The 12,547-nt window shown below is 57.0% G+C and carries 9 protein-coding genes; 1 reads left to right on the top strand and 8 read right to left on the bottom strand.

From position 1 onward, the window contains the following. Positions 1–3: 3 nt before the first annotated feature. From DSM25558_RS10375 to DSM25558_RS10360, 4 genes are all read right to left on the bottom strand, one after another. Positions 4–1,257 (bottom strand): LVIVD repeat-containing protein, encoded by a 1,254-nt coding sequence (locus tag DSM25558_RS10375; RefSeq protein WP_077104432.1) that lies wholly within the window; start codon positions 1,255–1,257, stop codon positions 4–6. 68 nt (positions 1,258–1,325) lie between these two features. Continuing rightward, the gene (locus tag DSM25558_RS10370; protein WP_077104543.1) at positions 1,326–2,369 is read right to left on the bottom strand and encodes a substrate-binding domain-containing protein; all 1,044 of its coding nucleotides are present in this window, start codon (positions 2,367–2,369) and stop codon (positions 1,326–1,328) included. A gap of 33 nt (positions 2,370–2,402) precedes the next feature. Further along, positions 2,403–3,437: an ABC transporter permease gene (locus DSM25558_RS10365; protein WP_077104430.1), complete on the bottom strand. Its 1,035-nt coding sequence runs from the start codon at positions 3,435–3,437 to the stop codon at positions 2,403–2,405. Continuing rightward, positions 3,437–4,918, bottom strand: coding sequence for a sugar ABC transporter ATP-binding protein (locus tag DSM25558_RS10360; RefSeq protein WP_077104428.1), 1,482 nt, complete (start codon positions 4,916–4,918; stop codon positions 3,437–3,439). The genes DSM25558_RS10365 and DSM25558_RS10360 overlap by 1 nt, the downstream gene beginning before the upstream one ends. Before the next feature lie 309 nt (positions 4,919–5,227). Here DSM25558_RS10360 and DSM25558_RS10355 point away from each other — a divergent pair, with 309 nt between their 5' ends. Then, positions 5,228–6,277 (top strand): substrate-binding domain-containing protein, encoded by a 1,050-nt coding sequence (locus DSM25558_RS10355; protein ID WP_077104415.1) that lies wholly within the window; start codon positions 5,228–5,230, stop codon positions 6,275–6,277. A gap of 105 nt (positions 6,278–6,382) precedes the next feature. Here the strand turns inward: DSM25558_RS10355 and DSM25558_RS10350 are convergent, their stop codons facing one another. The 4 genes from DSM25558_RS10350 to DSM25558_RS10335 all read right to left on the bottom strand — a co-directional run bounded on the left by DSM25558_RS10350 (position 6,383) and on the right by DSM25558_RS10335 (position 12,535). Next, on the bottom strand, positions 6,383–8,578 hold the full coding sequence (locus tag DSM25558_RS10350; protein WP_244554153.1) for a methyl-accepting chemotaxis protein: 2,196 nt from the start codon (positions 8,576–8,578) through the stop codon (positions 6,383–6,385). A 192-nt stretch (positions 8,579–8,770) separates the two neighbouring features. Then, entirely contained in the window at positions 8,771–9,304 is a 534-nt protein-coding gene (locus DSM25558_RS10345) for a sarcosine oxidase subunit gamma family protein (protein WP_077104413.1), read from the bottom strand. Continuing rightward, positions 9,297–12,260 (bottom strand): sarcosine oxidase subunit alpha, encoded by a 2,964-nt coding sequence (locus DSM25558_RS10340; protein WP_077104411.1) that lies wholly within the window; start codon positions 12,258–12,260, stop codon positions 9,297–9,299. Before DSM25558_RS10340 ends, DSM25558_RS10345 begins: the two co-directional genes overlap by 8 nt. After that, on the bottom strand, positions 12,257–12,535 hold the full coding sequence (locus DSM25558_RS10335) for a sarcosine oxidase subunit delta (RefSeq protein ID WP_077104409.1): 279 nt from the start codon (positions 12,533–12,535) through the stop codon (positions 12,257–12,259). Before DSM25558_RS10335 ends, DSM25558_RS10340 begins: the two co-directional genes overlap by 4 nt. Positions 12,536–12,547: the final 12 nt, after the last annotated feature.

Below are 12,547 nucleotides of genomic sequence, written 5' to 3'. Positions count from 1 at the left end.
CCATCAATCGCCGTATTCTATGATTTCCAGCCCGGCATTGTAGTCTGTTGCGTAGATCAGGCCAGAGGCATCCACAAAAACATCCGCAGACTGAATAACCTTTGGGCGTCCGGCCCTGCGGTCGGTCATCACCGTTGGGCCTGCCGGTACCAGAGCGCCGGTCTCAATGGGATGGTACGGATCGGAAATATCGAAAGCGCGAATGCCCGCATTCTGCCATGTCGCGAAGATCAGGGTTTCCGATACGAACGAACCGGGCCGGTTTTCGTGCAGATTATGCGGGCCGAAATGGCCACCTTTTTTGGTGTAGTCGATCTCGTTGGGAATAGGGAAGGTGGATATGCTGACAGGGTTTTCCGGCACGCGAATATCGAACACCCATGTATGCTTTCGCCCGTCCTCTTCATTGTCCAACACCGCCTCATCGGCAACGACCAGCAGCTCGCGGCCCGGCAATGGCAGCGGAGAATGCGTGCCGCCGCCATAGGGTGGCGACCAGTTGTGGTGCTTGATCAGCTTGGGGGCCGAATGGTCGGAGATGTCGAGCAGCGTCAGGCCGCCATCGCGCCAGCAGGCATAGGCCGTGGTGCCGTGAACCAGTGCGTGATGCAGGGCATAACGTTTTCCTTCACCCCAGTCCGGTGTCTCACCCTTCGCAAGGTTCATGCCCGGCAGCCACCATTGTCCGACGATGAAAGGCTTGGTGGGATCGGAAAGATCGATGGTGACGAAGATATAATCGGAAAATCCATCCAGAAGGGCTGAGGCATAGGCATAACGCCCGCCCACATACCAGATGCGGTGGAGGCCGACGCCATCAACATCCAGCTGGCCGATCTTTTTCGGGCGATCTGGCGTGGAGATATCGAACACGCTCATGCCCGCTGCCCAACTGCGCTGCCGCTTTTCAGCAGCCACGGTTTCACCGACGGACTTGGTGTAATAGGCCTTTTCGTCGGTGAAGCTTTCTACATCGGCGAAGAGATCAAGCGCGTTGATAACGAGCAAGAGATCGTCATGCGTCTGAAGATGGATGTTCCACGTGTTGGGTGGAGCCTGCACATAATTGACGGTCTTTGGATGTTTGGCATCGTGCAAATCCACGATCGAAAACCCTTGCGACCATGGATGGGCAACATAGGCATAGCCGCGATGCACCATCAATTGCAGCCCGTCGCCCCTGCCGCCGATATCGCTGTGGCCGATGAGCTTCATGTTGCGGGCGAAATCGGGCTTTGGCAGGTCTGGGCTGGTCATGTCTGTCTCTTGATGCTGGAAACGGAATAGGCACCGCGCAGGACGCGGTGCCGGATAGGTCGCAGGCCTCAATGCGTGGCGGATGGTATCCAGCTTGCGGTGGCTGCATCGCTTTTCAGGAAGGCCGGAAACTTCTGCTGAAGCTCCTCGATGGTGCCGATATTGTTTTTCACCAGATCGTCACGCGTGATGAGGGTCGGCTGGAGGAGAACCGATTTTCCTGGGGACTGACCGGCGATATCGAGCGAAACGGCGCGCACCGAGACCTCGCCCACCACGGCGGCGTTGGTTGCCGCCGTCGCCACCCAGGCGCTGTCTGGCTCGGTGATAAGCTGGATATCGGCGGTCGAAATATCGACGCCGTAAATCTTCACCTGCGTTGAAAGGCCGAGTTCATCAACGGCAAGTTTTACGCCCTTGGCGAACTCATCCCACGGTGTGAAGATGACCTTGATATCCGGGTTGGCGCGCAAAATGGCCTTGGTCTGGTCGGCGACGGACGCAGGCACCGTGTCGTTGACGACGCCCCAAACGGCTTTTTCGGTCAGCGTGTGCTTTTCTACGAGGTCCTTCCAGACCGCGTAACGGCGGTCCAGCGGTGCAAAACCCGCAACATATACCGCACCGGCAACGAAACCATCGCCATTGTCCTTGATCGCCTGATCCAGAACGAGCTTGGCCATGTCCTTATCGCTCTGTTCAATCTGTGGAATCTGCGGGTTGTCGAGGTTCACGTCGTAAGCGACGACCTTGATGCCCTTGTCGAGCGCCTTCTGGGTCACGTCTTTCAGCACTTCCGGACGGCCATTGTTGATGACGATGCCATCCACGCCAAGATTGATCGCCTGCTCGACCAGATTACGCTGTGCGTCATTATCGTTGCGGGCCTGCGAGACGGTGAGGTTGATGCCGAGTGCATCGGCCTGCCGCTTGACGCCAGCCTCGAAGGCTTGAAGCCAATCGCCGCTGCCGAGGAAGCTGATGACGGCAACATTCACCGTTTTCTTGTCGAACGGCGCAGGCGCACCCGCAATGCCGGCGGACAGGGCGCTGGTGGCCAAGACGGCGCTGGAGACGGCGGCGACTGCAAATGTTTTGAGGATTTTGAACATGATGTCCACTTCGTTGGATGAGGGTTGAGAGGATCAGTTTTTCGCGCCCGCAACGCCGTAGGTTAGCGCCAAGGCACTGACGAGAACGGCCCCTTTGATGAAGTCCTGCGTGTAATAAGGCGCGTTCAACATGGTGAGACCGTTGAGCAGCACGCCGACGAATACAGCTCCGACGACCGTGCCGAGAACATTGGGACGTCGCAGCGCCAGAACCGCAAAGCCGATCAATGCGGCTGCAACGGAATCCATCAGCAGCGATGCGCCCGAAGACACGTCTCCACGACCGACACGGGCCGCGACAATGATGCCGCCCAGTGCCGCAAGCGTGCCGGACAGCACATAGGCGAAGGTCTTGATGCGATCGACATTCGCGCCCGCCAGACGCGCTGCCGTCTCATTGCCACCGGTCGCATAGATCAGCCGCCCAAGCCGTGTCCGCTCCGTCAGGATGAAGAGGATGACGGCGACGATGACCATGAGGATGACCGGCAGAGGGATGAGGCCAAACAGGCTGGAACGACCGATGGTGAGAAAGGTGGGATCGTATTTGCCCGTCGCGGTCGATCCATCCGGCAGAATGAGACCGACGGAGATGGAGCGGCCTGCCGTTGGAATGAGCTGAAGACCGGTCAGCAGGAACATGGTGGCAAGCGTTGCCAGCAAATCTGGTACCTTGAGCTTGACGATGAGGAAGGCGTTGGCAAGGCCAACAAGTGCGCCGAAAGCCAGCACCAGCGGCACCGTCTGGTAAGCATTCAACCCCAAAACGATCATCAGATAGCTGGCCGCCATGACGCTTGATGCGGCAACGGCGCCCACCGACAGGTCGAAACCATTGATGGCCAGCGTTACGCTGACGCCCGCGCCGATGATGGCGACGACGGAAACCGCCTGCAGAATGCTCATCAGATTGTTGATGTTGATAAAGGCGGGTTGCGCTATCGAAAACCCCATGACAAGAGCCGCAAGCAGCAGAAAGACCGCACCGCGCCGTATGGCGTTTCTGAAGCTTTCGGCTGTTGCAGGATAGGTTGGCTTTTCAACGATCTGTTCCGTGCCATCGACCATCAGGCAAGTTCCTTGTCAGGCTGCGTTGCGTCCGCATCAAGCCGGCTTTCGAGAAGGGTGTGATGTTCCATGACCAGAACCCGGTCGGCGACCTCGAATGCCTCTTCCGGGTCGGACGTCGCAATCAGGGTGGCGCGCTGCGAATGGCGGCGAATGGTGGCGATAATGTCTTGCCGCGCACCGACATCCACGCCTTGAAACGGCTCATCCAGCAACAGCAGGCGGCTGGGTTCTGCTTCCCAGCGGGCAATGACCGTCTTTTGCTGATTGCCGCCGGACAGAGACCAGACGGAGGCGGAAGCGGAGGACGCCTTGATCGCCAGCCGCTTGATCGCATCATCACCTTCCTTCAGTTCGCGGTTGGAAAACAGGAAGCCGGAAGGGTACCAAGTCTTCAGATGCGGCAGGCTGATGGTTGCGGCAATGCTTTCGCCCGGCCAGTCTGCATGGATGAAGGACGAGCGGTGCCGGTCCTCCGCCGCCATGGCGACACCAGATGAGATCGCACCGGTGGGGCTGAGTGGCGCATAGGGTTTACCATCCAGTGATACCGTTCCCTCGGCAAAAGCACCAAGTCCGAAGAGTGATGACAGCAACCGGCTTTTGCCAGCGCCCAGAACGCCGGTAATGGCCACGACCTCACCTTCCCGCACTGAAAGCGAAAACGGCTTGGCACCAGGCAGAAGCCTCACATTTTGAAGGTCGAGTACGGTCTTGCCAAACCTCTCGCGGCGATCCGGTCTTGCAGAACTGAGGGAACGACCGATCATGGTTTCAATAGCTGCATCGAAATCAATGGGCTGCGTGAACGAGCCCACATTGCGCCCGCCGCGCAGAATTTCCACCCGATCTGCCAGCGCTGCCAGATCGGCTGTGCGGTGGGAGATATAAAGGACGCTGATCCCGCGCTGTTTCAGCCCGCGAACAAGGTCATAAAGCCGTAGGGATTCGCGAGAGGAGAGGCTGGCCGTGGGCTCATCAAGAATGAGCAGGCGCGCTTTGTTGGCCAAGGCACGGGCGATTGCCAGCAACTGTCGGTCTGCGGCGCTGAGGTCTTCGAAATCCCGATCCAGCGGCAGATCGAAACCGGCGTCGGCGAGAATTTTCGAGGCGGCTTTGCGGATGGATGTTCGTGACAGGAAAAACGGATGTCGCCCATCGACGAAGTGATTGAGAAGCAAGGCATCGGCCACAGTTAGGCCGGGAATGCCGACGACATCGGTGGATTGGTGAACGGTGACGATGCCCCTTGCCGCCGCTTCCGCTGGCGTTTTCGGCGCAAATTCCGCGTCCTGCCACAATATTTTTCCGGCATCGGGGCGATATAACCCCGACAGGATTTTGACCAGCGTCGATTTCCCAGCGCCATTTGCGCCCATCAGCGCAACGACTTCACCAGCCTCCATTGTAAGGTTGGCGTTCACGAGTGCCTTGGTCGAACCAAATGCTAAGGAGATGTTTTGTATGTCGAGGATTGGCATAATGGGAACGCCTGTGAATGACGATCCAGTGTCGTAATCCTCCTGTTCGAACAAACAAGGATACGGTTTCTATAGTGCGTTGAAACGATGGAATATATTTCCATCCTGCGAGTGCCCAGATCGTGCGAGGGGAGGGCGTTTCCAATCCGGTCTCTGGTCCTGAAGTAAAACGTTCTGTATGGCGGTCTCGGCGAAACAAAGAAAACCCAGCCGACCGCATAAATTGGTACAAAATAGTCCATCTATATAATCGATTTTATGGTCTGATTTGTTCAGAGAATTTCAGTCGGATCATCAAGAGGAAGTACTATGTCAGTCAGACCTGTTTTCGTAGCTTCGGCGCTATTTTCTTTATTGTTGCCGCTCGCTGGTGCTGCGCAAGCGGAAGGGCTTTCCGGTGCCCCTGCGCCTTTCGATAAGGGCGGCGTAAAAATTGCTCTCATCGGATATATTTCAGCAGGCGATTTCTTTCAGGCCTATCAGGCGGGTGCAGTCGCGCAGGCAAAAGCGCTCGGCGTGGACTTGCGGGTGTTTCAAGGACGTCAGGATGCGGCTCAGCAACGGGAGCAGATTCTGCAGGCCATCAATCTCGGCGTTCAGGCCATCATCGTAGACCATGGGCAACCTGAATCCTTGACGGATGTTGTGCAGCAAGCCCTTGATAAAGGCATCAAGGTCGTGGCTTTCGACGTCAATCTCAACAACCCGAAAGTCTCGCAGATCGAACAGTCCGACCACAGGCTGGCCGAACTGGCGCTGGAGCAAGCATTGAAGGATAACGGCAGCAGCTTTAATGCTGGCTACGCATACGTTGCGGGCTTTGCACCGCTGGATCGTCGCAATGAAATTTGGGACAAGGTCCGCGGCGAAAACAAGGGCATCGTGGAAAAGGCCCGTTTTGGAACGGTCAGTGACACCACCGCGACGGCAACTGCCGATCAAGCCAAAGCGATATTTCGCGCCAATCCGGACATTTCGGTCGTGTTTGCGCCTTACGATGAATTTGCGCGTGGCGTGAAGCTCGCAGCAGCCGATCTCGGCCTTTCAGACAAGGTCAAGATTTATTCGGCAGATATCTCCACGGCCGACATTCAGGAAATCGTCGAGCCCGGAAGTCCATGGGTTGCAACAGCTGCCACGAATCCGGCCGTGGTCGGGGCGGTTTCGGTTCGAGCTGCCGCTCTTCAGATTGCCGGTGAACAGGTTCCGAGCAAAGTTGTTGTCGAGCCTGTTCTGGTAACACAAAAGCAGTTGCGGGATGCCAAGGTCGAAACAATCGAAGATCTGGCAAAAAAAATCCCGGCATTTTCTACAAGTGCCGCTGTAACCGCGAGCTGGATACCTGCCGCAGCGTTTTAATGTATCAAGATCTACCGACGCATTTTCTGAGTCTGCTACTGCCCTCTGGAGCAATAGCAGACATTATGACGTTGCGGAAAAGGTCTCGGCGAGGCCCTGTGGCGGTCAGCTTGCCAACGCGTAGTGGGAGCGTCGTTGATCGTTTTGCACAGAGCCGTTGCCGACTTTGAAGCGGCCTATGATTTCCGCAAGATTCTCCGTTTCCTGTGACAGGCTTTGCGCGGCGGCTGTGGTTTCCTCGACCATAGCTGCGTTCTGTTGTGTAACCTTGTCCATATGGTCGGCGGCTGATGAAACTTCCCGGAGGCTGACGGCCTGTTCGCGGGTATTGGAAGCAATCTGGTTGACGGTCTGGGTCATGCCGATGACCTGTTCTACGATTTTGCCAAGGGATGATCCGGTTTCCTGGACGAGATTAACACCGGCGTCGACCTGTGATGACGACAGGGAGATCAGTGTCTTGATTTCCTTTGCGGCCTGTGCCGAGCGTTGAGCCAACTCTCTTACTTCCTGAGCCACGACGGCGAAACCTTTACCAGCTTCACCCGCGCGTGCGGCTTCGACGCCGGCGTTCAGTGCCAGAAGGTTGGTCTGGAATGCGATTTCGTCAATGACGCTGATGATGTTGCCAATCTTGCTCGACGAACCCTGGATTTCCGTCATAGCTGCAATTGCGCGAGCAACGACAGCACCTCCCATTTCAGCATCGCCGCGCGCTGCGCTGACCGTTTGCTGGGCGGTGTTTGCACCGTCGGCAGTGTCATTGACGCCACGCGTCACGTCACCCAGTGCGGCAACGGTTTCTTCCAGTGATGCCGCCTGTTGTTCTGTACGACGTGCCAGATCGTTCGAGGCTGTGGAAATTTCACCCAGGCCTGAACGGATTGCGTAGACGGCCTGCACTACAGTACGAATGGTATCTTCAAGCGTGGAGATCGATGTGTTGAAGTTCTGACGAATGGTCTCGAATTCCGGCGAGACGCGCTCGTCCATGCGTACTGTCAGGTCACCGGAGGCCAGAACACCGAAGCGGCTTTCGACAATCTGTACGAAATGACGCAGGTCTTCGGCCTTGGCCTCTTCGATATCGCTACGGCGTTTGCGGTCTTGCTCGACCTGCTCTTGTAGCTCTTCCTGTTCTCGTTTGAGCGTCTCGCCACGGGCGAGGTCATGGCGAAATTTTTCGAGAGCGACCTTCAGACGTCCCAGTTCGTCCACACTGCCGTTGTGCGCGATTTGCTCGCGGTAATCCCCATCCGCCATCTTCTGGACCGAGCCGAGAAGGCTCTTGAGTGGCTTGCCGACAAGCGCGCGTGTGGCTGCCAGAATGACACCAAGGGTAACCAGCAGAATGAGCAGCCCGCCGATGGTCGTGCTGTAAATCTGGCTCCAGACAGGGTCAGAGAATGTTGCCGCTGGTACATCGAGGATGGCTGCCCAGGTGGTATTCATTCCAGGCGCTGTGAACGGATAGATCAGGCGAACGGCACCGTCAGGCATATTACGCAAAATCTGCGGTTTGCCATCCGCGAGCGCCTGCTTGACCTTGTCTGCGCCTTGGTCGGTATAATCCTTCATCAGATTGGCGGCGTCTGGATGTGCGAGCCATTTACCGTTGCTGGCCAGCAGCATGACGCGGCCACCGTCGAACGGCTTCATCTGGGTCAGCGTATTTGTCAGGTCATCCAGTTTGATATCAACACCGGCCATGGCGACGATATTGCCATTTGCACGCATGGGAACGGACACCGATGTCACCAGCTTTTTCATGCCGGTGAGATAGGGCGAGGTTATCGCAGCTTTGCCGGAATTGACCACGAGCGAATAATATTCTGACTTCGGATCAAGGCTCCAGGTCGATAGCTCCATCTGGCCATTGTCACCCTTTGTCCAATAGGGCGTAAAGATGCCTTCCTTGTTGACGCCTTCACTGCCCGCGACCGGGGTCAATCCCTTGGCCTCCGGCATTTCGAACATCCATGCGCCGAACACATTCGAATATTGCGGGGCTACGGCCTTGATGGCGGCAATGATGTCAGCGCGGTTTTTTGAACCGTCTGTGATAATTCCGTTGAGGCTGGCAGCTAACGTCGCACCAGCCGATGTAGCCTGAGCGATGTCGGTAGCAACGCGCTGGCTGACGAGAGCCGCTTTTTCGGTTGCAAGAGCCATGACATCGTCTTCGGTCTTTGCTTTGATCGTCATCGCGTTGAAAGTAGTATAGGCGATGAGAATGCTTGCGATGGCAGTCCCCGTTGCGAGGACCAGCTTCCCCGATAATGTACGAAGTATTGCATTCATGAAATTGTCCCCAGCTTTGCAGGAAGATTGCTGGAAATTGGTGAAAATTCTCCAAATAAAACAATATAAAATTATTACGGACGACAATTCAGATATTAAGTATTTAGCCGTTCGGCACAATTTAACGCTTCCGCGCGAAGCAACTCTGCGCAGCTTATAACATCGGTGGCTTCGCTCAGTTTGGCCTTGGAATTATTGGAATTCCAGGCTCATCTGAACAAGATCGTCCCACAGGCTTTCGGCAAAACCTCTAAGAACCATGAGTTCGAACGCATGTTCTCCGGTTCTCGTGATGTGGGTGGAGATATGGCCGATAAATGTCGTTGTTGCCCATCCGACCGGAAAGCTGATCATAGCCAGATCAACTGCGGTTCCCTTGGCAAGAACACTCTCGACCCCGGCACCATACAGATGAATGCGCACGCGGCCGGCACTCTGATCGGCGCCGTAAACGTCCGTGCCGAGCGCTGCAAAAAGCGCTTCCAACTGCCCTTGTGTCTTGGGCTGGTCGCCGACGATAAACCATTGGCCAGGCCCAGCGGCGCGCACGGCATGCGGGGTGCCATCGGAAAGCGGCACGATGCGGTTCTTGATCGTTTCGTCGCCGGGTTTTCCCATGATGAGGATAACGTGGCCTTCAGGCAACGCTTCCAGTGTGATGTCTTTGCCCGCAATTGGCGCGCGGTCGGCAAGTGCGGGCTTTGATACGAGGGCGAATTCAGACATGCAGTTTCTCATTTTCTGGATCGACAAAGACCGGGCTGCACAGGCGTGCGGGCGTGAACTCGTTTCTTATGCCATTCCAGATCATCATCTCTTCTCCGTGACGTTCAGAGCCACGCTTGACGAGAGCAAGACCGATCGTGGAGCCGACATGGGGAGAGAACGCGCTTGACGTGACATAGCCCTGATCGTTTTCGAGGGTGGCAGCCGCGGTCTTTTCAAGAATATGCGCGCCGCTGCGGAACGACGTGTTTGGATCAAGTGGAATGACGCCGACGAGTTGTCCACGGTCAGGCGATGTCAGGCCCTCACGCGCCACCATGGCCTTGCCGATGAAATCCACCTTGGTGGATGACACCATCTTGCCGAAACCGAGATCGGCAGGCACCACCGTGCCGTTGATTTCATTGTGGGTAACGTGGCCCTTTTCGATGCGCAACACGCTGAGCGCTTCGATGCCATAGGGCTGAATGCCGTGTTCGCGGCCTGCCTCCATCAACGCATCGGCAACGCTTTCGCCATAGCCTGCGGGGACAGCGAGTTCGAATGCCAGCTCACCGGAAAAGGAAATTCTGAACAGCCGTCCATGCAGTTGCCCACCGAAAAGTGAGACTTCGCATGCCGCCAGAAACGGGAAAGCCTCGTTGGAAATGTCTTCGTCGACAATGGTCTGGAGGATGATACGGGCTTTCGGTCCGGCAATGGCCATCTGCGCCCACTGGTCCGTGGAGGAGGCGAGGTGAACGTCGAGATCGGGCCAGAGCGCTTGTGCGCAGAATTCCAGATGGTTCATGACGCCAGCCGCATAGGCGGTGGTGGTGGTCATGAAAAAGCGCTCGTCCGACAGGCGACTGGTGGTGCCATCGTCATAGATCATGCCGTCTTCACGCAACATCAAGCCATAACGTGCCTTGCCGACGGGCAGCTTCAGGAAGGCGTTTGAATAAACGCGGTTGAGGAACTCGGCTGCGTCCTTGCCGCAGATTTCGATTTTGCCCAGCATCGATACGTCACACAGACCTGCGTTCACGCGCGCATTGCGCACTTCACGGTCCACGCTTTCGCGCCATGTGGTTTCACCATCACGCGGAAACCAGGCCGAGCGATACCACAGACCTGTCTCAACGAAGGTCGCGCCATTCTTTTTGGCCCAGCCGTGCAGGGGTGATTTCCGCACCGGCTGGAAATGTTCGCCATGATATGCACCGGTCAATGCCCCGAAGGACACCGGTGTGTAGAAGGGTCTAAAAGTGGTTGTCCCGACCTCAGCCGGTGACACGCCGCGCGCTTCGGCCAGAAGGCCGATAGCGTTGACGTTGGAAAGCTTCCCCTGATCCGTCGCCATGCCGTTGGTGGTATAGCGTTTGGCAAGTTCTACATGGCCATAGCCTTCCTGTACGGCCAGCCCCAGATCCTTCCGGTGCACATCGTTCTGATAATCCACAAAGGCCTTGCCCTTGATGCCGGGAATATTCCACACCGGTTTGGCAGCAGTAGAGATCGTATCGCCTTCGACCCGACCGAAGGAGGCAGGCGATGTATTGAAGCCGAATTCGGCGACCAGTGCGGCAGCGCGGGCCGCGCCTTCTTCAAGGCAGGATGCAATGCCGGATGTGGCAGCGACAGCACCCGCGAGCGCGACGCCTTTCAGCCCTTGCGGTGCCAGAAACGCGGAATGTTCATCCGACCAAACCGGTTTGCCGCCACGGTGGCAGGCAAGATGAATGATGGGCGAGAAACCGCCCGACATCGCCAGCGCATCGACCTTGATTGTCTCGATCGTACCGTTTCTGAAAACGCTGATGGAGGACAGTGCCTTGCCGCCCTGGGCGTCAGAGACGTAGGCACCCTTTATAACACGCGCCTTGCCTGCATAAGCGGTGTTCGCTTCTGGCCTTGAATCGATGATAGCGACGGGAATGATGCCGCGTGCCTCGAGATCCTGCGCCAGAGCGTAGCCGCTATCATTTATGGTGAAGATTGCGATGTCCTTGCCGGGAGCGACGCCGTAGCGGTTCAGATAGGTGCGCATGGCCGTTGCCATCATCACGCCGGGGGTGTCATTGCCGCCGAAGACGAGCGGGCGTTCTTCCGCACCGCTGGCAAGCAGGGCTTTTTTCGCAAAGATACGCCAGAGACGTTCGACGGGGAGTGCTGCATTTGGCAAGGCGACATGTTTCTGGACGCGTTCCACGGCACCGAACACGTTGCCGTCATACCAGCCGAAAGCCGTGGTGCGTGTCAGAACACGCACATTGGATAAGGATTGCAGCTCATCAATTGTTTGCCGGGCAAAAGCATGCGCAGTCACGTCACCGATTGACGCGGTCTCGGACAGTAGCGATCCACCCGCCACGGAATGTTCATCGACGAGGATGACGCGTGCGCCAGCGCGACCGGCAGTGAGTGCAGCAGCAAGACCTGTCGGGCCGGAGCCGATGACCAGGAGATCGCAATGCGCCCAGCATTTCTCGTATGTATCGGGGTCGGCTTCGTAAGTCGCTTTGCCGAGACCCGCTGCCTTGCGAATGAACGGTTCGTAGAGTTTCTCCCAAAGTGGAGCCGGCCACATGAAGGTCTTGTAGTAGAAACCCGCGCCTAGAAATGGCGAGAGCAGGCTGTTTAATGCGCCGATGTCGAATTCCAGCGTCGGCCAGCGGCTCTGGCTTTTGGCTTCCAGCCCTTGGTAGAGCTCCTGCATCGTTGCGCGGGTATTGGCTTCCGTGCGTCCGCCGCGCCCGATTGTCATCAATGCGTTCGGCTCTGCCGAACCGGCCGTTAGAATGCCGCGTGGACGGTGATATTTGAAACTGCGCCCGACCAGCAATTGGCCATTGGCCAGCAAGGCGGAGGCGAAGCTGTCTCCCTCGAAGCCCAGCATGCGTTTGCCATCGAAGGTGAAGGAGACGGGTGTCTGGCGATCGATCAGGCCGCCGCTTTCTAAACGGTAGGATGTCATGGGCGGATATCCGATGCCTGCGCGATTGCCACGTCGCGGCTTTTTTCGATCTCATTGGTCGCTGTGTCACGTGTCACAACCAGCCAGCGTCGGCAGCCGGACGTGTGGTGCCAGTATTCTTCATAGAGACCGCGCGGATTGTCGCGCAGATAGACGTAATCCATCCAGACATCCGTTCCTGCATCCGGTGACGGCCGCGCAAGAGCAGCACCCTTGATAGTGAATTCTTCCTTGGGTCTTGCACCGCAATGCGGGCAGGGGACGAGACTGGCCATGTCAGGCTATTC

Origin of the sequence: Agrobacterium sp. DSM 25558 (genome assembly GCF_900100825.1) — a bacterium.
Taxonomy (GTDB): Bacteria; Pseudomonadota; Alphaproteobacteria; order Rhizobiales; family Rhizobiaceae; genus Agrobacterium.
Note: the sequence above shows the minus strand (reverse complement) of the source record. Positions and strands in the feature narration are given on the sequence as shown.